This window comes from Wolbachia endosymbiont of Zygogramma bicolorata, assembly GCF_051130665.1.
Classification (GTDB): Bacteria; Pseudomonadota; Alphaproteobacteria; order Rickettsiales; family Anaplasmataceae; genus Wolbachia.
Genome location: NZ_CP149530.1, coordinates 1,251,537 through 1,273,438 on the forward strand (window position 1 = coordinate 1,251,537; position 21,902 = coordinate 1,273,438).

At 36.9% G+C, this 21,902-nt stretch carries 17 protein-coding genes and 6 pseudogenes; 4 read left to right on the top strand and 19 right to left on the bottom strand.

The window, feature by feature from the left end; genetic code table 11:
• Window positions 1-131 precede the first annotated feature (131 nt).
• Complete coding sequence (locus WKH12_RS05900; RefSeq protein WP_434732240.1) at window positions 132-1,394, top strand: coiled-coil domain-containing protein; 1,263 nt, start codon at window positions 132-134, stop codon at window positions 1,392-1,394.
• On the opposite strand, the gene WKH12_RS05905 is transcribed toward WKH12_RS05900, so the two are convergent.
• The 13 genes and pseudogenes from WKH12_RS05905 to WKH12_RS05965 all read right to left on the bottom strand — a co-directional run bounded on the left by WKH12_RS05905 (window position 1,381) and on the right by WKH12_RS05965 (window position 11,852).
• Window positions 1,381-2,395 (bottom strand): IS630 family transposase gene (locus WKH12_RS05905; RefSeq protein WP_434732009.1). Its coding sequence is split into 2 segments (ribosomal slippage): window positions 1,381-1,929 and window positions 1,931-2,395, totalling 1,014 coding nucleotides; the frame shifts between segments, so codons are not numbered across the junction. The two genes, WKH12_RS05900 and WKH12_RS05905, sit on opposite strands and share 14 nt — an antisense overlap.
• A gap of 75 nt (window positions 2,396-2,470) precedes the next feature.
• Window positions 2,471-3,310 (bottom strand): annotated as a pseudogene (locus WKH12_RS05910) (major capsid protein); the annotation flags it as partial.
• Between the two features lie 46 nt (window positions 3,311-3,356).
• The gene (locus WKH12_RS05915; protein WP_434732241.1) at window positions 3,357-3,716 is read right to left on the bottom strand and encodes a head decoration protein; all 360 of its coding nucleotides are present in this window, start codon (window positions 3,714-3,716) and stop codon (window positions 3,357-3,359) included.
• 123 nt (window positions 3,717-3,839) lie between these two features.
• Window positions 3,840-4,880, bottom strand: coding sequence for a S49 family peptidase (locus tag WKH12_RS05920; protein WP_434732242.1), 1,041 nt, complete (start codon window positions 4,878-4,880; stop codon window positions 3,840-3,842).
• A 21-nt stretch (window positions 4,881-4,901) separates the two neighbouring features.
• Entirely contained in the window at window positions 4,902-6,332 is a 1,431-nt protein-coding gene (locus WKH12_RS05925) for a phage portal protein (protein ID WP_434732243.1), read from the bottom strand.
• Between the two features lie 113 nt (window positions 6,333-6,445).
• The gene (locus WKH12_RS05930; RefSeq protein WP_253303276.1) at window positions 6,446-6,706 is read right to left on the bottom strand and encodes a type II toxin-antitoxin system RelE family toxin; all 261 of its coding nucleotides are present in this window, start codon (window positions 6,704-6,706) and stop codon (window positions 6,446-6,448) included.
• Entirely contained in the window at window positions 6,703-6,960 is a 258-nt protein-coding gene (locus WKH12_RS05935; protein WP_264688165.1) for a hypothetical protein, read from the bottom strand. The genes WKH12_RS05930 and WKH12_RS05935 overlap by 4 nt, the downstream gene beginning before the upstream one ends.
• 40 nt (window positions 6,961-7,000) lie before the next feature.
• A complete protein-coding gene (locus tag WKH12_RS05940) occupies window positions 7,001-7,234 on the bottom strand; it encodes a gpW family protein (protein WP_265017265.1) in 234 nt (77 codons plus the stop codon).
• Window positions 7,234-9,073 (bottom strand): annotated as a pseudogene (locus WKH12_RS05945) (phage terminase large subunit family protein). Before WKH12_RS05945 ends, WKH12_RS05940 begins: the two are co-directional and overlap by 1 nt.
• Complete coding sequence (locus tag WKH12_RS05950) at window positions 9,070-9,303, bottom strand: hypothetical protein (RefSeq protein WP_434732244.1); 234 nt, start codon at window positions 9,301-9,303, stop codon at window positions 9,070-9,072. The pseudogene WKH12_RS05945 and the gene WKH12_RS05950 overlap by 4 nt, the downstream one beginning before the upstream one ends.
• Window positions 9,303-9,791, bottom strand: a complete 489-nt coding sequence (locus WKH12_RS05955; RefSeq protein WP_434732245.1) for a hypothetical protein — start codon at window positions 9,789-9,791, stop codon at window positions 9,303-9,305. Before WKH12_RS05955 ends, WKH12_RS05950 begins: the two co-directional genes overlap by 1 nt.
• A 15-nt stretch (window positions 9,792-9,806) precedes the next feature.
• A pseudogene (locus WKH12_RS05960) lies at window positions 9,807-10,829 on the bottom strand (DNA-methyltransferase); the annotation flags it as partial.
• Between the two features lie 8 nt (window positions 10,830-10,837).
• Window positions 10,838-11,852, bottom strand: a protein-coding gene (locus WKH12_RS05965; protein WP_434732009.1) for an IS630 family transposase whose coding sequence is annotated in 2 segments (ribosomal slippage) — window positions 10,838-11,386 and window positions 11,388-11,852 — 1,014 coding nt in all. Because the reading frame shifts where the segments join, the coding sequence is not laid out codon by codon here.
• Between the two features lie 150 nt (window positions 11,853-12,002).
• Here WKH12_RS05965 and WKH12_RS05970 point away from each other — a divergent pair.
• Window positions 12,003-12,683, top strand: coding sequence for a hypothetical protein (locus WKH12_RS05970; RefSeq protein WP_434732246.1), 681 nt, complete (start codon window positions 12,003-12,005; stop codon window positions 12,681-12,683).
• Between the two features lie 441 nt (window positions 12,684-13,124).
• Here WKH12_RS05970 and WKH12_RS05975 read toward each other — a convergent pair.
• Both WKH12_RS05975 and WKH12_RS05980 read right to left on the bottom strand, forming a co-directional pair.
• Window positions 13,125-13,271: pseudogene (locus WKH12_RS05975) on the bottom strand (transposase); the annotation flags it as partial.
• 63 nt (window positions 13,272-13,334) lie between these two features.
• A pseudogene (locus WKH12_RS05980) lies at window positions 13,335-13,654 on the bottom strand (IS3 family transposase); the annotation flags it as partial.
• A gap of 84 nt (window positions 13,655-13,738) precedes the next feature.
• On the opposite strand from WKH12_RS05980, the gene tnpC reads away from it, so the two are divergent.
• A complete protein-coding gene (gene tnpC / locus WKH12_RS05985; RefSeq protein ID WP_434732247.1) occupies window positions 13,739-15,094 on the top strand; it encodes an IS66 family transposase in 1,356 nt (451 codons plus the stop codon).
• A 27-nt stretch (window positions 15,095-15,121) separates the two neighbouring features.
• Here the strand turns inward: tnpC and WKH12_RS05990 are convergent.
• The 4 genes and pseudogenes from WKH12_RS05990 to mnmG all read right to left on the bottom strand — a co-directional run.
• A pseudogene (locus WKH12_RS05990) lies at window positions 15,122-15,817 on the bottom strand (transposase); the annotation flags it as partial.
• 126 nt (window positions 15,818-15,943) lie between these two features.
• Complete coding sequence (locus tag WKH12_RS05995; protein WP_434732248.1) at window positions 15,944-16,309, bottom strand: hypothetical protein; 366 nt, start codon at window positions 16,307-16,309, stop codon at window positions 15,944-15,946.
• Window positions 16,310-16,428: 119 nt separating this feature from the next.
• Entirely contained in the window at window positions 16,429-18,096 is a 1,668-nt protein-coding gene (locus WKH12_RS06000) for a M24 family metallopeptidase (protein WP_434732249.1), read from the bottom strand.
• 5 nt (window positions 18,097-18,101) lie between these two features.
• The gene (gene mnmG / locus WKH12_RS06005; protein ID WP_434732250.1) at window positions 18,102-20,123 is read right to left on the bottom strand and encodes a tRNA uridine-5-carboxymethylaminomethyl(34) synthesis enzyme MnmG; all 2,022 of its coding nucleotides are present in this window, start codon (window positions 20,121-20,123) and stop codon (window positions 18,102-18,104) included.
• Window positions 20,124-20,531: 408 nt separating this feature from the next.
• Here mnmG and WKH12_RS06010 point away from each other — a divergent pair, with 408 nt between their 5' ends.
• Window positions 20,532-21,620 (top strand): Fic family protein, encoded by a 1,089-nt coding sequence (locus WKH12_RS06010; RefSeq protein WP_264732138.1) that lies wholly within the window; start codon window positions 20,532-20,534, stop codon window positions 21,618-21,620.
• Window positions 21,621-21,902 lie beyond the last annotated feature (282 nt).

Here is a 21,902-nt window from a genome sequence, read left to right on the forward strand (position 1 = left end):
TGAGTAGTAGCGGCATAACTGAAGTACTAAAATTTGATGGTGAAGATTTTGTTTCATCGGAGGAGATCCTAGAATTAATAAAGCAAAATGATGAATTATATATTTAAGGCCTCGTCTTACATGATGCTGTAATGAAATCACTAGAAAAGGGTAAGGCTGCTGATGTTGTACCTACTGCTAATAATAATTTTCAAAATGAATCTATAGTGGCCTATCAAGATAAGGAACCAGGGGGGGAATCGAAAGGTCCAGACCCTAAAGTTGATGATGACAATAGCCTTCCTTCTTCTCCTTCTATTAATAGCAATGCATTAATTCAAACAGAAGTCAATTTACAGCACACTGAAACTCAACCAGAAGTTGCTTCACAACAAATAACTGATTTACAAAACAGGTTTGGAAAAGAAGAGCAAAAAAACACAAAATTGCAAACTGAACTGGCACAAAAAGATGAAGAGTTAGCAAGCGCGTTAGCAGAGCTACAAGGGAAAGCACAAGAACTTAAAAGTGTATATGAAGAAAAAGGAAAGCTAAGGCAAGAGCTGGGAGTTGCTAATGCAAAAAAGGAGGAGTTAAAAAGTGAATTAAAGAAATCGCAAGAAGAACTATATCATGTGCAAAAAGGAAAGTCTGATTTAGAGGACAAGTTTGATCAGTTAGAACACTTGAATAAGAAGATGGATGGAAACCAAGAACAGCTTTCAGAACAAGTATTAGATCTGCAAAAAAAATTATCATGCTCGGAAGAGGTAACCCAAGAATTAATCAATAAGTTAAAAAGTGCTGAAGCAGAAAAAAAAGAAGTGAATCAGAAACTTGCAGAAGCTGGGCAAAGAATTGAAACATTAAAAAAATGGACTAGCGATTTACAAGATAAACTTGAAAAAAAGGAGCGAGGATCCAAGGCAGAAATAGATGCAATGAGTAAGGAGTTAACGCAGCTTAAAGAAAACCTGAAGAGGAATGAGGAAGAATTTAAAAGTGTGCATGAAGAAAAAAGAAAGCTAGAGGACAAGCTGAAAGGTGTTAATACAGAAAAGAAGGAATTAGAAGAAAAATTAAAAGAACGTGAAAAAGAGATAGACCAAGAAGCACAAATAATGGAGGAAAAGGAGCAGTTTATAAGCAATTTAAAATGTCAAATGCAAGGGTTGGAAAAAGAGCATGAAGATGAGATTAAGGAATTGGAAGAGAACCTTGATGCATTGAGCGACATCATTGCAGGTAAAGTTTTGGATATTGAAGGTCTGATGAAAAAATTACAAAACAGTGAAAAAGAAAAAGAGTTTTTCCGTGGTCAAGTAGAAGAGTTAAGTGAAGAAACGTTTGCTGATAAACAAAAAGGCTTCAACAATCAATTTTATACTCTAATACCAAATCTCATAAATAAGTAGGCAAATAACTCACAGAACAAATGGTTTTGATCGAACTTTCCGTAATATTACGAATGAATGCACATACAGTATCCTCCAATAAACTAACAGAGTCATATATTCTATTTTTAATGAGATTGTCTTTCAAATATTGCCATAAACGCTCTACTGGATTTAACTCTGGTGAATATGGAGGTAAATAGATTAAGGTAATATTTTGTGGTATTTTTAAACCTTTGGATCTATGCCATCCTGCACAATCCACAACAAGAAATGCCTCCCTTGTTCCTAAATATTGTGACATCTGCTCAAGGAATATATTCATACAATCAGTATTGACGTTTGGTACGAATAAGCTAGAACTCTCTCGATTTCTAGGATTAACTGCACTATAGAGATAAAAGTTTTGCCTACCTAATTTTACCTTAACCTGTGTCCTAATGCCTTTTTTAAACCACCCGTGTCCAATCTTTGAATGTGTGCCAAACCGCGACTCATCGAAGAAAAATAGCTCTTTTTCGGGATACGTGACAATAGTTTCATTAAGATTTTTTTTTAAACTCTTCTTGTTTATTTTTATCCTGTTTATTGTGCACAGGCCTTGGAGTAATATACGAAAAACCTAACTTTTGCATCAGTCTATGTGCTGTAGACTTACTTACCTCAATAGAAAACATTTTCTCAATTATGATTTTTAATTTCTTAGCCGTTAGGTTGGCTCCTTCTTCTGCTATGACATTTTTAATTTCTTCTTGCTGCTTGTAGCTCAACTTCGGCTTTACTCCACGTCCTGGTTGTATTTTAAACGCATTGACTCCTCCTTCCTTAAATCTTGTAATCCACTTCATCAATGTAGTTCTAGTAATTCGGTATATTTGAGCAACTTTTGTTATTCCATATTCTTTTGCAGATATTATTGCCTGTAATCTTCTTCCTATCTCTCCTCTTATGCCGTGCTTCTTTAATTCCAGGTTACACTTATTATATAATTCTTCTCCTATTGCTTTACTTTTTCCTGCCATAACTCCCCACTAATTCTTAAATTATTCTATTTTAGAAATTTTTCTTTATTCCTCTATTTATTTTTAGGAATTGGTATAAGTAGTAAATGTGTTTGCTGTACCAAGTGGAAAACAGTGTCCCGTGTCTTTTTCTATAAATCTTCTCACATTTCCTTCAGGGTCAGTTGCTTGTCCTCTATATTCCTCAAACGTGATTCCACAGAACGTAAATCCTGATCTCATATCGTTTCTCAGCGCTGCTCCTTCTTGCCATCTCTCGTATGCTTCTTTTACTTTGGTATGAGAAGTTAAAGCGTCAAAAAACTCAGGACTTACCAGCGCATGAATCCCAGTCATATATTCACCACTTAAGTTGTCCTCAACATGCCTCAATACTTCCAGACACTTACGCTTGACATCGGTGGTTGCTGTTCCCAGTGCAAAATTTACTACTTTCGGTGTAATTTCAAATTCGTTATACAGATTTAATAACTCACTGCCATCAGCGTCCAAAATTATTCCTTTGAGCGCCCCCATTCGCAAATGTTCTAACGTTATTGCGTGTTTGTTTCTCATCATCTGCAAATGATCCGTTATTACATCTGCCAATGCTTTCAGCTCATTCTCTGACCCAAATGCCCTTATTCCCTGCACTTCCTCAGGCAACACTACATCATCATGGGGAATATGTGGAATGGTAAAAGTTCTTATTTTCCGTTTTCCTCGTTTTCCTACTGTTGCTGGTGCTCCTGGCACTTGTGTTGGTAATAAAGTTAAAACTCCGTGGTGTTCTTCTATTGTAATATGTCGAAATCTTACCGATCTACTTGGAAATAAATTTAAATTTTCTACGCGACCATAATTTATCGGCAATATATTTATCGCATTAGTCAGTGCTGTCATACTAAATGCCGGATTTGCAAATGGATTTTGCATTCTTTCCCCCTTTTTTTCCCCTAATAATGATGTTTTTAGTAGCTCGTTAGACCCCTTTACGGATGATGATCCCTCGTGCTTCAAGTTGCTTTATTACTGCAGCTTTTTGCTCCTCAGTGATATTTGCTGGCCACACAACCGCATGATCTGCTAACATTGCAATACGTGTAATGATTACCGCTTTGGTTGCGTTTACATCACTTGCAATTACTCCTATCGCTGTTTGCGTGCCATCTGTGGCCGTTGCATTTATAATTTTAATTAGATCATCTTTATCACGACCAACAACCATGCCAAGCTTTAGGTTTTGCCCCTTTGCTACCGTTATTTGGTCTCTTGAATATAGATTTGATGCTTCATATTTCAGAAGGTCACCTAAATTATTTCCTTCACTTATGCTTGTCATATTTCCCCTTTTTTTCCTTTAGTTTTACCGCCGTGTTTATAGTTGTTATATGCGGCGGTTATAATTGTGGCGCGTTTTGAACACTTATTTACTGCGGCGTATGTTAGCATTATATACCGCGCATCAAATGCCCCGACTTTTTGCTACCTGTATCATCAAGTCTTCCGGTGTACTTTGCGGTATTGTACTCAAAATCTCTGTCTTCTTCGTTCTCTCCGCCAGTATCGACATTAATATTTCTTGTGCTTGCTTTGCATTTACATCCTGCTCAATAAATTCTCCTATCTTCTCTGGCATCTTTGATAAATTACATAATCTTATCACCTCTAATACTTCCGTGCGGCAGCTCTCGTACCCTAAACATCTTCCTTGCTCAATTAGATCATCAATATCTATTGCTTGTTCTTTTATCTCAGTTTTAGTCATATTTCTCCTATAATTATCTATAAATTCTGAAAATGTCGTAATTCCATCAGCAAGTCCTATCTCTATTGCTTTCTCACCAAAATATAGCCCTGCTTCCGTTGATCTGATCTTTTCCGTTGAAAGATTTCTATTTCTTGCTATAAGCTGCAAAAACATTTCATATAGGCGGTCTACTTCTTCTTGCAAGCTTTCCAAACTTTCTGATGTTATCGGCTCATGCGGATTTAAATCGTTTTTTCGACTTCCAGCAAAAACAGTTGTGTACTTAATACCTTGCTTTTCATCGAATCCACTTTGATCAATGTGACTTGCTATTACTCCTATGCTTCCTACCCCAGATGTTCTGCTTACAAATACTTTTTCAGCACTTGATGCAATTGCATACGCTGCGGAATACGCATCATCATTTGCTATCGCCACAATCCTCTTTTTTGTTCTTGCTTCGTAAATAAAGTCGGAAAGGTCAAATAAACCGTTTACTTCCCCTCCGGGGCTGTCTATGTCCAAAATTATTGTTTCTACTTCTTCATCTATTAAAGCTTCTTCTATCTCTTCACGTATCTTCTCATATGATGTCATCCCCAACACATCATCAAAAGCTTCTGAATTCTTCGTCAAGATTCCATGTACTTTTATTCCCCTTTCACTATTTTTTACTGCATGTTTTATATTTTTAAACGTTGGATGCTTCTCTACATGTAATGACAATAAATCAAAGCTTCTTTGCTCTATCATCATCGGTTTATTGAGCCAGCTCACTTATATTATTTCAGTATTAGAATTAAAACTACTGACGTCCGAGTCAAAACTTAAACCCAGTTCACTAGCACGTCTTTGATCTTCGGCAATTTCTTGGTCTATTTCCTCTACATCATAACCAAGTTCTGATACTACTTCTGACCTGCTCTTAAATCCATTTCTTACTGCCATTTGCTGTGCTTGCTGGTCTTTTAGTGGATCTACGTAAGCACACCCTTGCGGTATCCATTTTACCTCTTTTGCTGTTTCTTTTGCCCAATTTTCACCTATGTCCAGTTCTCCAGAGAGTAGTGCTAATTCTAGCCACCTATTCCATACTGGTCGGCAAAGCTGAAATACTACCACGTTATGCTGTAACATTCCGCACCTCCGGCGAAACTCTATTAACCCAGCTCGGATTGATGAATAATTGACACCACTTAGATCTCCTGTTAGCTGCTCGTAAGTTATTCCCATGCCTACTGCTATTGCCCTGAGCTGCTGTTTCATGAATGCTTCATAACTTCCTCCAACATCTGATGGTTCTGAAAATTTTATATCCTCTCCCGGGTCTAAAAGCTGCATAGTCCCAGGTTCTAAACCTGATAGTGCTACTCCATGCTCATTTGCTTGCGCCTCACCTAAAATATTTGCCTCAGGATCGAGTCTGGTAATAAACCCCGCAAACATCGCTGCTGTCTTCTTTCTCACCAACTCTGCATCATCATATTGATCAAGTTCATAGAGCTTTAACAGTACACTGGACAACCATGGTACTCCTCGAATCTGCCCAGGTCTTAGTGGTCTATAGATATGTAAAACATCATTTGCTGGTACACGAACTGATTCGCCAAATGATCCTTCTCCAGGGTGTTCTCTAAATAGGTAATATGCTTCCCTCTGCCCAAGCCTATTGAACTCAATCCCGTTTCTAATTACATTACCGTTGGCAAGGGTTTGATTACTCTTATTGTCTAAATGCTCTGATTCCAGTACTTGTAATTGCAACGGCACACAAAGACCATCTTCTCGTTTTCTTGTTCGGAGTCTTACAAAACATTCTCCTCCTTCTATCATGCTCCTACAAACCAAAGCTTGTAATCCATAAAAATCACTCACTCCGCTACTGTCTGCTTCATCTGTCCATCTCAGCCATAACTCTTGGACTTTTTTCCGAAACTCTGCATCTTTGGCTTTTGACTGCGGTTTTATTCCTGTCCCAACAGAGTTACTTACTATCGTATCGATGATGTTTGCCGCATAGGAGTTCTTTCTTACCATATCACGTGAACGACTACGCAGGTGTTCAAGGCTTTGAGACAGCAAATTGTTTATACTTCCTGACTCTGGTTGAAAGTGCAATAATCTCCTTCCTGAACCTGATGCATCCCAGGCTGAACCTTTAGGCTTTGGTAGTTTGCGGAATAATTGTTTAAATGATTTCAATAACATTTAGCCTCTGATTGTTTTAATTATGCAGCAGGTTGTTGCACAAATTTATAGTTTAATATTGAGAAATTTCAGCAAGCTGCTGGAGAATTTGGTCATTATAGTGCATTTACCTCTTAATAAATGGTACTTCTGTGTCCTATTTCTGTGATGATTACTGTGTTCTCTAATTTATCTACTTTATAAATAATCCGATAATCGCCTACTCTTAATCTTTTACTTCCTACTAATCTACCACTTAATGGTTTACCAAGATTAATTGGATCAATTGTAAGCCGCTCGTCTATAGCTCTTCTAATTCTTGATCTTATTGTTGGTGGTAAAGTAAGGAAATCTCTCTCAAGAACCTTTTCTGAATAGATAATATTGTATTTCACTCATCTTTAATTGTCTTTGCAGATAATATTTTATCCCAATCGACATCCTCACTTCTGACCGTCTTTGCATCTGGCACATCACGTTCTTTTATAATTTCAGCCATCTCTTTCTCTGCTTCAAATTCTTCTTTCACAAGACACACTAAAACTTCTGGTATAGTTTTATTCCATGCTTTTGCAACCTCTGTAAGATACTGAGCAAATTCACCCTCGAAACTTACATTAATATTGAGCTTTTTTTGACTTTGAGCCATATGATTAACCAGAAAACATCAACTATAGACTATAACATTTTTACACAATTTTGTCAATCCCCTTACTCGTTGAAATAACAATCTTTCTCTTTGGCTTCACACCTGCAACTTTCAGCTCAGCTTTGATTCGTTGTCTTAAATCCAATAGATCTTTTATCTGAACTTCTCCATACCTAACCACATGATCACCATACGCAATCGATACCACTCTCTCTCCGCTCTGTAGCTTCTTTATCGCTTCTTCTACTTGAGTTAAATATTCTTGGTTGTACATCAACTTTTCTCACTCAACCATTGACTTCTTCTTACTCTCTTTGACTTTTTAGCTTTTTCTCCTACTAAACTCTCCCATTTACTCTCTGACCAACGATCAATCCCCAGGGCAATAGACGCTGCTCTTGCGTAAATTCGGCAATCTAGTACTTCATTTCGGTCTCTTATCTTTTGCCACTCTTGCTTGGTATATCCTTTTACTACCTTGGTAATTAATTGCTCTGCTGTTAGCTGCTTAAAATATTCAGGTGGATACTCTGGAAAATGACAATACCCCGGCGCCCCTTCTGTTAAAACATTAAGTAGCTGAAAAAGCTCGGACTTTAATATCGATACTCCAACTGGCCACAGCTTCATTCCTCTCTTTAGCTTTTGTCCGCTAACTGTTACATCTACTCTACTTGGGCTGCTAAGTGGCACTAGCGCTTTGTTTGCTCCTTTTACTGCCAATTACTCTTCCAGAACCTTGGTGACCTCTTACCCAGTTGTATACCTCTTGTGTTGCATACCCAGCATCTACCGCCATCATACTTATCATGTATTCAAGCCCATTTTCACCGATAAAATGATGATTTAATAATTCCGAAAGTTTTCCCCATACTTCTTCACTTCCAGTATCACCTTCTAATACCTGGTAGTCTATTGACCAACTTTCTCGGTTTTTTCCCCATGCTACTACTTCTACTTCTAACCGATCTTTTTGTACATCAACCCCTGCCGTTAACACTATTTTTCCACCTTTTGGCACCGTACCTATCGGAAAATTTTCTCGACGCTCAAATAGTTGCTTCCAGTCTGGTACTTCTCCTTTATCTACCCAGGTTTCTCCGAGTGTTGTATTTATCCAAACTTTCAGTAATTGCTCATTTTCCTTCGCATGCAGATAATCTTCTACTGCTTGTTTCCAACTATACCAGCCTACTGGGCTATACAAGCTTGAAAGGTGGAATCCTATTTTTGCCCCTTCTTTTGCCTCTTTTTTTCCTTCTTTCCCTGTAGCTCTCCATTTTCCACGGGCTAGCATCTCTATTTTCTGATGATTTTCTATTTTGCCATTACATTCTATACACACATAGTGCGCTGTACTTGGGTTTTTATCTTCCCACTTTATCTGTGGCCATTTCAGCACCTGATAGTAATTACAATGTGGACAAGGAACGAAAAAGTAACGTTTGTCTGAACTCTCAAATTCCTTCTCTATTCTGCTGATTCCATGAACAGTTGGTGTTGAAACCAAAAAGATTTTTCTCCGTGTAAAAGTATTAGTTCGCGCGATACTGAGAAGAACTGGATCTCCTTCTCCTCCTGAATCTCCTGGATATGCATCTACTTCATCTAAAAAAAGATATTTTACCGGCATAGAGCGCAGACCCACTGGACTGTTTGCTCCAGTTACTACTACCGTTCCTCCCGGAAACTCTTTGCTCTGCACAGTATTCCCTGAATCTCTCGACCTTGGATCTTTTATTTTACTCCTTAAACATGGCGTATCTTCAATGAGCGGCGCAAATCTTCCCTTTGACCAACGCTTGCCCATTTCTACTGTTGGCTGTACTACTAGCATTGGCCCTGGTGTTTGATCGATAATATAGCCGATCCAGTTGTTTCCTGCTTCTGTTCCTCCAATCTGCGCTCCTTTCATGAATACCACCTTTTCAGCCGGTGAAGACGAAGATAGTGAATCCATTATTTCCTTAAGGTACGGCGTTCTCTCTGTCCTCCATTTTCCTGGTTCTGATGATGCTATTGTTGAAAGTTGACGATTTCTATCTGCCCACTCTGATACTTTAAGCGGTGGATCTGGCTTTAACCCTGTATAAAAGCTACTGCTATATATCACACCATTACCTGCCAAAATTTTGCTACATTTTCTACTTCCATATCGGTAAAAGTAGAACTTGGTTGATCTGTTGATTCTTTAGCAAAACAACTTAGAATAATGACTGCAATTATTCCTGCATATGCTGTAGAAATAGAGATGCTTATAACTATTGAGCCTATTATTATAAGGCGTCTACTAATTTTCTTTAATAATTTTAAATTATTTGAATATAAATTAACAGTAGTCATTAAAATGTATTTTTCGATAATTCTTCGAGTGCATTGGTAATCTCTTCTGTTAACGTTTTATGGATCTTCTCTGTGTCGTTCATCGATGCTAGTAACGCTGAAACCCTATCTGGAATGTTAAGCAAATTATTACGGACAACTCTCGCAACATTAAATGCTTCAGTCTTTACTTCTTCTACTGAGATAAGTTCACCAATTTCAGCTTTTGCCTTTGCCTCCAACAATTTTCCCCGCTCCATTTCGTTTTTTATCCGGGTTTTAAGCAACATCGTGGAAAGTTCATTATTTCCTCTTTTTTCCCCTTCTTCTCCACCTTTTCTCCTCAGTGGTTGACTTGGATCTCGTATTGCTGCCACCGCTTCATTTGCTTGTTCTCGGTCAATCAAACCATCCTCCAGCTCAACTATTCCTTTCTTTACTAAATAACAGACGTATTGCTTTGAAACTCCTAATTCTCTTGCCCATTCCGTCTGCGTTATTTTTTCCACTTTTTTCGCCCCTTTTTACTGTTTTTCTTCTTGAATCTGCGAAAAGGTTTTGCCAGAACCGAAAAGGGTGGAATCTCTTCCGGTATATACTTGCAAACGCTTTATCGTTACATCGACGAAGGCGGGATCAAGTTCTATAGTTCTGCAGATTCTTCCTGTTCTCTCACAGGCAATTAATGTACTTCCAGACCCGCTAAATGGATCAAGAACTATGTCTCCTGGTCTACTGCTGTTTACTATCGCTCTCTCCATTAACTCCACTGGTTTCATCGTTGGGTGCAGTGAGTTGTACGTTGGCTTATCGTAAAACCAGAGATCACTTTGATTACGGCCCCCATGCCACTCACGTTTATTGCCGTTTTTCTAACCTTAGAGTATTGCTTCGTATTGTCTTTGATAATCAGATCTTCCTAGCGTAAAATGATTCTTTGCCCAAATGATAAATGTTGACCATCTTCCACCTGCTTCTTCAAATACCTTTTGCAAGGTTGAAAGCTCAGATGATGATGCACAGATGTAAATTGCCCCTTTGGTGTATGCTAAAACATGAGTACAAATGTCATACAGAAAAAGTTCGTATTTTTCACCTTGATCATCGTTTAGTATTTTTTTGTCTTCTCTCTCTTGACTGTCACCATATGCTACGTTATATGGAGGATCACACACGGTAATATCTGCCATTTTATCGTCTAATACCGCTTTAAATGATTCAACTAGACAACTATCACCACAATAGATTCTATGACCACCTAAAATCCATAGATCACCTGGTTTTGTTATTTCCACTTTTTTGTCATCACCAGCTAAATCAGAAAATTTTTCTCCCTTTTCCCCTTGTTCTTCCCTTCCATCAAGATTATCAAGAAAGCGTTGGACTTTTTCTAGCTCAAATCCAGTCATTTTTAGGTCAAACTGCAAATCTTCTAACTCTTGAATTTCTACCTTCAAAAGTTCATCATCCCACTTTGCCCAGTTAGCTGATTGATTGGCCAGTAACCGAAAAGCCTTGGTTTGGGCTTCACTTAAATTATCACTGATACCAAATCTCATAAATAAGTAGGCAAATAACTCACAGAACAAATGGTTTTGATCGAACTTTCCGTAATATTACGAATGAATGCACATACAGTATCCTCCAATAAACTAACAGAGTCATATATTCTATTTTTAATGAGATTGTCTTTCAAATATTGCCATAAACGCTCTACTGGATTTAACTCTGGTGAATATGGAGGTAAATAGATTAAGGTAATATTTTGTGGTATTTTTAAACCTTTGGATCTATGCCATCCTGCACAATCCACAACAAGAAATGCCTCCCTTGTTCCTAAATATTGTGACATCTGCTCAAGGAATATATTCATACAATCAGTATTGACGTTTGGTACGAATAAGCTAGAACTCTCTCGATTTCTAGGATTAACTGCACTATAGAGATAAAAGTTTTGCCTACCTAATTTTACCTTAACCTGTGTCCTAATGCCTTTTTTAAACCACCCGTGTCCAATCTTTGAATGTGTGCCAAACCGCGACTCATCGAAGAAAAATAGCTCTTTTTCGGGATACGTGACAATAGTTTCATTAAGATTTTTTTTTAAACTCTTCTTGTTTATTTTTATCCTGTTTATTGTGCACAGGCCTTGGAGTAATATACGAAAAACCTAACTTTTGCATCAGTCTATGTGCTGTAGACTTACTTACCTCAATAGAAAACATTTTCTCAATTATGATTTTTAATTTCTTAGCCGTTAGGTTGGCTCCTTCTTCTGCTATGACATTTTTAATTTCTTCTTGCTGCTTGTAGCTCAACTTCGGCTTTACTCCACGTCCTGGTTGTATTTTAAACGCATTGACTCCTCCTTCCTTAAATCTTGTAATCCACTTCATCAATGTAGTTCTAGTAATTCGGTATATTTGAGCAACTTTTGTTATTCCATATTCTTTTGCAGATATTATTGCCTGTAATCTTCTTCCTATCTCTCCTCTTATGCCGTGCTTCTTTAATTCCAGGTTACACTTATTATATAATTCTTCTCCTATTGCTTTACTTTTTCCTGCCATAACTCCCCACTAATTCTTAAATTATTCTATTTTAGAAATTTTTCTTTATTCCTCTATTTATTTTTAGGAATTGGTATTATATTAAAATATCTTGCTCATAGGGATTTATCCAAAGATTTTGGTGAGATCAGTAAAAAATTACAGGCCAAAATGGATCAAGATATACAAGAAGCTCAGCTACAACACAATTCTGAAATTTCTAAAGAAATTGAGTTATGCAAAAAAGATATTTTAAATGTTCTGGATGGTGGTAAATCAGTATTGAGTGTTCAATTGAAGCAAAAATACTATTCTATACTAAAAAATGATGTTAAAGAATTAGAGGCTGAGATTTCAGAAGAACTAGAAGATTATGTTAACAACACTAACATTCACGAAATATATCAAAGCCTTAACAGTAAAATAAAGAAAATAAAGCATTATAATAAAATAGTATATCGTACACTTTGTACTTCTGGTTTTGTCGCAATGTCTTTATTGATTGTTCCATTGATAGCATTGATGGCATTTGATGTAACGACTAAAGGTGGTGGTTTTTTAGAGGCTCTTATGTATACAGCAACTCCATTTTTGGTTGTTGCAACGTTAGCACTTATAATAGCAGGTGTAGCTTACTTAGCAAGTTGTTATCTAGAGCATAGTTTTGCAAAAGAAATGCAAGACTTTATAGAAGGACCAAAATATGTAGATAAAGCAACTAATACTGAAGATGTGAAGAAATTAGAACAAGAAGAAACAGAAGTAGGCGATTATGGTAAAAAACCTTCGGCACCACCATACGATGGACCTAAGCAGCCAAGATTGTACCCAAATCTTTCAGAAGTACAATAACCACCATCATACGAAGAAGCTTGCTCTACCGTGCAACCGAAAGATTCACAACCAAGCAGTAATCTTGATTCTGCTGAGCCTGAGCAGCCAAAACTAGTTATGGATCTTTTAGAAAGTCTTCCAGAACAACTAAACGCAAAATTGGGTCCTGTTCTACGTCCATCTAATACAGCAAGAGGTGTAATTTAGGGCTAGAGGTTATGATTGTAATAAAGATATAAAAAAACGGACAAGTCAAGTAAAGTTACAAATGTAATTTTGCTTGACTATCCATTTATCACCACCTAAAGCAGCTAACAAAGCCATCTCATATGACATTTTGTCTATACCCAATTAAGTATATCAATAAGTAAGTAAATTTTAATATAATCTTATTATACTTATAAATATGCTGTATATAGCTAACCTAAGTAAGGTTTCCCCGAGTGCTGAAAAACAAAATCAATAGCCGAATTGATATCGGGCCAAAAGCTTGGCAGCGCTTTTTTTTATGGCATGCTTGATGGCAAACCAGAACTTCTCAATTGGATTTAAATCAGGCGAGTATGGCGGCAAAAATAAAACTTTACATCCAACACTTTCTATTAATTTTCTCGTTCTTTCAGACTGACCTTACCCAGAAAAAGTGGAGAGAAAATTAAGACGTTTTTGTCATGAGAATGATGCATCAAATTGTGCAGGAATGCAATAATTAATAGTAGAATGCCTACGTTGTTTGTTATAAAAGATTTCTATGTATTCAAATATGGCAGTTCTGGTTTGTTGAGCGAGAAGTATCAATAAGCAGCTCCCTTTTGAGTGAACTTTTCTGCAACAGAGTTATCGTAACAACATCCCTTATGGCTCATGCTGGAAATGATGTTTTTTGTATTCAATAGAAATTGGTAATTTTGAGAGGTATACTGTGACCCTTGATCGCTATGTAACAGCAGATTTTTATCGGGTTTGCGCTTATTAACGGCCATCAATAAAGGTAACCGTTCACGGAGATAAGGTGGTTTACAAAGTAAGTATAAAAGTGTAAAGAGATAGGAAGCTAAATATGGAATGGGTAAATGACAACAGTGCTGCAAGAAAAGGTTGTAGCAGAAAACGCTAATCTCAAGGAAGAAATAAAAGCACTGATCAGAGAAAATGATAGCTTGAAAGCAAAAATAGTTGAATTAGAAGACAAATTGGGCTTAAATTCGCAAAATTCATCGCTGCCACCATCACGAGATATATATCGTAAGAAAGCAAAAAAGAAAAGTGATAAAAAACCAGGAGGTCAGCCAGGACATAAGATGCATAAGCGTGAATTAATGGCTGCAGACGAGGTAGTGAGATGCACAATTGATACAATTTGTATGTGTGGAGGTAAGATTACTTTAGAAGATGAAATTATTCATCAGAAGGCAGAGTTGCCAGAAATTAAGCCAATTGTAACTGAGTACAGGTTGCAAAGAGGACATTGTAGAGTATGTAATAAAAGAATTACAGCAAATTTACCCGAAGGTGTTGCAAGAGATTTTCTAGGACCCAATGCTAAAACAGTTATAAGCAGCCTTAGCGGCTTTTTTATTAACTCAAAAAGAGAGGTACAGCAAATTTTGGGCAGTATTTTTAATCTAAATATAAGCCTTGGTTTAGTCTCAAATACTGAACGCAGGGTATCGAAGAAGTGTGCATCTGAATATGAGAAAATGAAGGAAGAGTTGCAAGGAAGCGAGTATTTGCATATAGACGAAACAGGGCACAGAAATCAAGGAAAGAGAGGCTGGAGTTGGGTAATAACAAACAAAGCGTTGACACTTCTGAAGGTAAGCGAGTCTCGTGGTAAGAAGGTGTTGAAGAGTTTACTGCCAGAATATGATGGTATATTTGTGAGCGATAGATACGCTGTATACAATTACTTCAATCGTGAAAATAGACAGATATGTTGGGCACATCTGGCAAGAGATTTTGAGAGATTTGCCCATAGTAAAAATGTTGAAGTGAGCAAAATTGGCCAAGCACTAAAATCGCTCAGCAATAAGGTGTTTGTAGTAGATAAGGCAAAAAAACAAAATTTGATAGATAATTTGAGATTTTATCGACTGGTGGGAAAAATTCGGAAAAGGGTAAAACATTTTTTACGTAAAATGACGAGGGTTGCAAATAGCACTCAAGCTTCAAGAATGGCCGCTAAGATGTTACGATCTGAGGATATGATGTGGAAGTTTTTAAGAAAACCTGAAGTGATAGAAACAACTAATAACCTTGCAGAACGGCAAATTAGACGGTACGTAATTTATCGTAAAAACAGCTTTTTCACCTGGTCAGAACGTGGAGAAAGATTCGTGGAAAGAATGTTGTCGATATTTTTGACATCACGTCTAAATGGCCAGAACCCCTTTCAAAAGCTACAGAATCTAGTAGCTGTCACTGCTTAGTTCTTTAATTCATTCTCACAATCCGTGAACGGTTACCAATAAAGAGTCAATAACCAATTGTTTATTTATTGAGCTACTCATTAACTACCATACGTGAATATAGGTCAATTATTGCTGCCAACAACCTTCCTTGTGTTCGGAGCTACAACTCGGTTGCTTATTTGCTGTTTTTTATTTTTGAACCTTCGTCTAAGTTTGGCTTTAATGCCATTTTCTTGCATAACACTTTGTACTGTTTTGATGTTATAATTTTTGCCTAAAGCTTTTAATTCAGCGTGAATTTTAGGGATCTGCATTTGGATGCTTTTTTTGAATATCTGCTAGAAGCCCATCTCTTGCTAATTCCTTACTGCTTTTTCCCTTAGCAACCCATTTATAATAACCACCAGCAGATATGTCTAAAACCCTACATAGTTCCTGTATTTTATAGCAATTTCTATATAAAAGAATACTTTACTCTTTTTGTTTGGCCAGGGCTTTTTTTTAAATGTCTCTTTCTCTTGTTACTCTTGCTAGTTCTTTTTTTAGATCAAATCTTTCTTTGTCATAAGGAGCCTTTGTCTGGAAATGCGTATGCTTCTGACATTTTTCCATCATATTTTCTTACCCATTTACTTAACATACTGCCATCTATGCCTAGATCTTTTGCTATTTTTTTACTTCTGTTTCTTTAACCAGCTTAACAGCTTCTAATTTGAATCCTGCTGCTTCTATTTGCCATATTTTGAAAAAACGTTTTATTTTACTCCAAAAACGTCTTAACTTTCTCTCTACTTTTTCTGGGTAAGGTCACTAGACACTTATGCAGCTGTGCATAGAATGACAGAAGAGACTTGCGTTAGATATTGTTTATTTACTTTCGATCTTTTCTATCAATTTTTTAACTAAGCCTCTTAGCTTTTTACTGGATTCATCAAGCTCTTGAATCTGCGAGCTATGCTCTTTCATTAGTTCCTTATAGTTACCTCTTATGTAGTCAATCATTTCCTTCATCTGAGCAATCATCTTGTTAACATCCATACTACCCAAATCAGGTACCATGCCAGGCATAGCCCCTTCTAACATACCGCCAGCCATAAGCTGCTGGGACATTTGCATAAATGGTTTTAAAGTCCGATTAAGCAATTCAGGATCCTTGGCTAATTTTTCTATTTGCTCTTTGCAAGTATCCATATACTGCTTCATAAATTCATCTTCTTGTCCTTTGTCTATCATAATATGTCTACCTAAAAATACGTATTCTTTATTATATATCGTTTTTAAATTAAAAACAATACAAAATACCTATCACAATTGCATTAATACTTTTTAAACAATAAAAAATGCTCCTTTGCTTACAAATGGTCACATACCTTCTTTAACCATTCCTTATCTTTTACGCTATTTTCTAAGTTTTCATAGACAAATTGATGATAGCTATTTATCCATTCAATTTCATCTTTAGTAAGCATTTGCACATCTATTAGCCTTCTATCATATGGAATGAAGGTCAGTTGTTTGAAATGTAAAAAGCTATTTTCTTGTCTGTCGACATACATCAGATTTTCAATTCTTATTCCATACTCTCCCGGAATGTAATAACCAGGTTCGTTGGAAAGTATCATTCCTGGCGTGAGTTTCACTTTATTGCCCTTTGATATTGCTTGTGGTCCTTCGTGTACTGATAGGTAACTTCCTACTCCATGCCCTGTACCATGCATATAGTCCATTCCAAATTTCCATAAATGCGTACGTGCCAATATATCCAATTCTCCACCAGTAGTGCCAGAAGGAAAGATGACACTTGCTACAGCAATGTGAGCTTTCAATACTATTGTATAGTGGGTTATTTGCTCACTAGTCGGATTACCAACCACTACAGTTCTTGTCACATCAGTTGTGCCATTAAGGTATTGGCCACCAGAGTCAATCAAATATAGTCCACTTTTCTGAATTACCTTATTCGTCTTACTGCTTGCACGATAGTGAATTATTGCACCATTTTCATTAAATGCGGAAATTGTTGGAAAACTTGGTTGCTTAAACAAATTCTGTTCTTTTCTGTATTCTAAAATCTTTTCTTCAGCTTCAAGTTCTGTACCAACATTACTTTCAAGCCAATGTAGAAAGTTTGTAACTGCCACTCCATCTCTGATATGCGCATTTATAGCCCCAGCTATTTCAGTTTGGTTTTTTACTGCTTTATAAATTAGACAAGGATCTTCTCTTTCAGCTACCTGTTTATCTTTTATTACAGCCATGATACTCATTGGAGTTGTGTTTGGATCTATAACTATTGAATTTAGCTTGTGCAGCGAATTTTCTAGCTCACTAATATCAAAAATATTTATATGATTGCCTAAATTTGCTTCTATAGTTGAATGTTCTTTATCTTGAATAAACAAATCAACATTACCGCTTTTATACAATATAGCACGGCCCAATATACATGGAGTATATTTGGCATTTTCATTTCTTAAATTTAATAGCCATGAAATTGAATTTGGATCAGTTAAAAGCACTGCTTCAGCTTCTTTATCTATGCTTTTAGCGACTTTTTCACATTTATTCTTGCTACTTTCACCAGCATATTTAATAGAATGTAGAACCACTGCTTGTTTTCGATAGTCACTTTTTTTTCCAGCTAAACAGGGTATTAATTTACAGATATTCTCATACTTTCTTATATCTTCTATGGTAAAATATTGCAAATAGTAACCTAGTGAGGTGGTCAATGTTAAGTTTGCTTTTACCCATTCGCGTGGATCCTCTTCTTGTATATTATATACTTGAAAATTGCCCCGATCGAGCTGATTGCGAGCTTGTGTGATATAGCGTCCATCCGTAAAAAATGGGCACTTGTTGTCTTTTGTAACGATAAGTAGCCCATTTGTTCCTGTAAAGCCACACAGCTTTGTTAGCTCCTCCGAATACTCATTTAAATATTCATCTTTAGTATGCAACATAAATGCGTCAACATTTGTTTCACACATAAAAGAACGAAATTCTTCGATTTTTGACATATACCTCACGCAAAACTAGCAGCTACTTTCGTTTTCTTATTCCTAAGGTACACTAATATGCTCACTATCGCTGCGGGAGTGATGCCTTGTATTTGCTTTGCAATGCCAATCGTCGCTGGTTTTATCGTCTCCAACTTTTCTATTACTTCACTTGACAGGCCTTTAACTTGTGAATAGTTAAAATCAATTGGAATTTGAGTGTTAATTTCCTCTCGTAAAAACTTCATATCTGCTTCTTGTCTTATTAGATAAGGTTTGTATTTTGCTTCAATTTCAACTGCTTCGCATATTTCATTCTTAGTTATGCTACCCATTGCGGCGTCATTCCAGCGCGTAACGCTGCTTTTTTCCTGGATCCTAGTGTCAGCTACTCGGATGATATGAGAGTGTCCTGAGATGACGGAAGGGGATCCAGTATCCGTTGTACAGCGCGTGATGCTGCTTAACTCCGGCCATATTTCTTGTAATTTATTCCAGTCGATGTTTGGATAGCTGAGTAAATCTAGTGCCGTTTTTCTTATCCCATCATAAGATATTTTAATACCATAAGACCTAAGCTGCTCAGGAGTAATCGTCAGACTCCCTAACTTCTCTTCAAGCTGCTTAATGGATTTAAGTTTATTCTGTAAAACAGAGTATCTCTCATGCGAAACAAGGGAAATATCATAACCTTTTTGTGTTAATCTTCTATCCGCATTGTCTGACCTGATAGCTAGCCTATATTCTGCACGTGAGGTAAATAATCTGTAAGGCTCGATCACCCCTTTGGTGACCAAATCATCTATCATTACACCGATATATGAATCTGTGCGGTGAAGAACAAAGCTTTCTTTTTTTTCAGATGCAGAGAGTGCTGCATTAATTCCGGCGATAATTCCTTGCCCTGCTGCTTCTTCATATCCAGTGGTGCCATTAATTTGGCCAGCAAAATATAGACCTTTAATTTTCTTAGTTTCAAGAGTATGGCTTAGTTCTCGTGGATCAATATAGTCATACTCAACTGCATATCCAGACCTCAATATTTCTGCGTTTTCAAGTCCTTTGATACTCTTTATCATTTCATTTTGCACTTCAACAGGCAATGAATTTGAAATTCCGTTTGGGTATACAGTATCATCATCCAGCCCTTCTGGTTCTAAAAATATTTGGTGACTACTTTTTTCTGCAAATTTATTAACTTTAACTTCAATGGATGGGCAGTATCTTGGTGCAACAATGTCATCCAAATACGAAGAAGCTGACCTATGAAGATTTTCTCTAATTATTTTATGCGTATTTTCATTAGTATGGGTAATAAAGCATGATACCTGAGGTTGGTTAATTTTTTCTGTGAGATAAGAAAACGGCACAGGTGGGTTATCACCCACTTGTTCTTGCAATATTGACCAGTTTATAGTATTACGATCAAGCCTTGGTGGAGTTCCGGTACGCAGTCTACCTAATCTAAAATCATACTTCTTCAACGTATTTGCAAGTTCTACTGCAGACTTATCTCCCATTCTTCCTGAAGGAGTTGTTTGCTCTCCTATATGAATCACACCCCGCAGAAAAGTCCCTGTAGTTAGAACGACTTTACTTGTTGATATACGTTCACCTGAGCTTATCATTACAGCTTTAATGCACGGTTCTCCATTGCCATTACTTTCTATAAGAAAATTGTCAACTGACTCTTCTTTTACCGTCAAATTGTTATAATTTAGAATAATTTCCTGTATTGCCTGCTTATATAATTTTCGGTCTGCCTGTGCACGTGGTCCCCATACTGCTGCACCTCTGCTGCTATTTAAAATGACTGAGTGTATGCTTGCTTGATCGATTGCTCTTCCCATTATTCCATCAAGAGCGTCAACTTCCCTGACTACAACACCCTTTGCAACTCCTCCAATTGCTGGATTGCAGGACATTTCTCCTATAGTTGAAATTTTATGAGTTATAAGCAGCGTGTTTGCACCAAGGCGAGCTGCCGCAGCAGCAGCTTCGCACCCTGCATGACCACCACCTACTACTACTACGTCATATTTATGCATGCTTTTTTGAGTAATTCTACTCTACTAATATTCCGATTATCAACGGTTAATGTCAAATCTTGTTATTCCAATGTTACACACTGGAATAACAGAAACCTTACTTGATTAGCTTAAACTTTCTTCCTTCCCTTTTGAAGAAAAGTGCTCAAATTTATTAGCAGAATGGGGTGGATGCTATTGAAATTAAGCACGTTTCGGAGTGATTTTATTAAAAATGTACAGTATTTCTGTGAACTCTCTCAAACAGCTAAGGGGTTATACAGGTCAGCAGACACGCAAAAGTTAAACTTGTGCCAATAAATGAAATAGATCAACTATCCAGAAAGTAATCTACAGTATTTAGATTTGCAAATGTTGCATTATCTGCATTTTATCAGCATAATATAGAAGTAATGTAATGCAGATATTATGCCGATAAAATTTACACCAAATTATACAATTACCTCCAAAATCGCTGGTTGTCTTATGAGGATTGAAGCAGCAAAGGAAAAAGTGTTACATTTACCACTCACTGTATCAATGCTTTCATCTCTTCGTGAAACTGCAAGGCTCTATACAACACACTACTCTACTATGATTGAAGGAAATCGACTTGAACCTAAACAGATTGAAGAGATTTTAAAGCATAAAGGTCACTTCCCAAGGTATAAGAGAGATGAAAATGAGGTTAAAGGATATTATGCAGCCTTAACTCGAATTGAACAATGGGCAGCAAGGAGAATACCCATTACTGAGAAAGCTGTTCAAACACTACATGCTCTAGTAATAGCAAGTGGAAAATCTAAAATAAAACCAACACCTTATCGTGATGGTCAAAACGTTATTCGTGATAGCCGTACACGTGCAATAATTTATATGCCACCTGAAGCAAAGGATGTACCAAAGCTCATGAGCAGTATGATTGATTGGATTCGTGACAGTGAGCAAGTGCCTTGCCCAATTATTGCAGGTATTGCGCATTATCAATTTGTAACAATTCACCCTTACTATGACGGTAATGGTCGTACTGCAAGATTGTTGACTACATTAATTTTACACCTTGGTGGATATGACCTAAAAGGACTTTATTCATTGGAAGAATATTATGCCAAGAATCTAGGAGCGTATTATGAAGCAATCAGTATAGGTCCATCGCACAACTATTACATGGGAAGAGCTGAAGCAGATATTACCAAGTGGATAGATTATTTTGTGGAAGGTGTGGCAATTGCATTTGAGAATGTTTTACAGCGTATAAACGAGGAAGGGCACAGAACTGACCAGACTGATCTTATACGTAAACTTGATCCTAAACAGCGTAGGGCTCTTGAGCTCTTTGGGGAATTTTCCATGATTACAGCTAGTCAAGTAGGCAAATTATTTAATTTTAAGCCTCGCACCAGTGCTCAGCTTTGTAAAAAGTGGGTAGAAATGGGATTTATTGAGGTTGTAGACTTTTCCAACAGAGGAAGAAAATACAAGCTTAGCAAGCAATATGAGGATTTGATTTCAAACTAAAAACTGTTTCTAATCTAGAATTCGGGTTAAAAGCACGCACTCAAGGCAAGTAGGGCATCGTAGGACATGAGTACTAGCAGAATGGGGTAGATGCTATTGAAATTAAGCACGCTTCAGAGTGATTTCTTTAAAAATATACGATATTTCTGTGAACTCTCTCAAACAGCTAAGCATACACGCAAAAGTTAAACTTATGCCAATAAATGACCTTACCCAGGTTGCTTGGTTGAAAGCAAGAAGAAGACAAGGAGTACAAATTTACTATTATTTAACTGCTAGTCT

Coding starts and splice junctions, on each gene's coding strand:
- WKH12_RS05900 (WP_434732240.1), top strand. CDS start 132: ATGAAATCACTAGAAAAGGGTAAGGCTGCTGATGTTGTACCTACTGCT.
- WKH12_RS05915 (WP_434732241.1), bottom strand. CDS start 3,716: ATGACAAGCATAAGTGAAGGAAATAATTTAGGTGACCTTCTGAAATAT.
- WKH12_RS05920 (WP_434732242.1), bottom strand. CDS start 4,880: ATGATGATAGAGCAAAGAAGCTTTGATTTATTGTCATTACATGTAGAG.
- WKH12_RS05925 (WP_434732243.1), bottom strand. CDS start 6,332: ATGTTATTGAAATCATTTAAACAATTATTCCGCAAACTACCAAAGCCT.
- WKH12_RS05935 (WP_264688165.1), bottom strand. CDS start 6,960: ATGGCTCAAAGTCAAAAAAAGCTCAATATTAATGTAAGTTTCGAGGGT.
- WKH12_RS05940 (WP_265017265.1), bottom strand. CDS start 7,234: ATGTACAACCAAGAATATTTAACTCAAGTAGAAGAAGCGATAAAGAAG.
- WKH12_RS05950 (WP_434732244.1), bottom strand. CDS start 9,303: ATGACTACTGTTAATTTATATTCAAATAATTTAAAATTATTAAAGAAA.
- WKH12_RS05970 (WP_434732246.1), top strand. CDS start 12,003: ATGGATCAAGATATACAAGAAGCTCAGCTACAACACAATTCTGAAATT.
- tnpC (WP_434732247.1), top strand. CDS start 13,739: ATGACAACAGTGCTGCAAGAAAAGGTTGTAGCAGAAAACGCTAATCTC.
- WKH12_RS05995 (WP_434732248.1), bottom strand. CDS start 16,309: ATGATAGACAAAGGACAAGAAGATGAATTTATGAAGCAGTATATGGAT.
- WKH12_RS06000 (WP_434732249.1), bottom strand. CDS start 18,096: ATGTCAAAAATCGAAGAATTTCGTTCTTTTATGTGTGAAACAAATGTT.
- mnmG (WP_434732250.1), bottom strand. CDS start 20,123: ATGCATAAATATGACGTAGTAGTAGTAGGTGGTGGTCATGCAGGGTGC.
- WKH12_RS06010 (WP_264732138.1), top strand. CDS start 20,532: ATGCCGATAAAATTTACACCAAATTATACAATTACCTCCAAAATCGCT.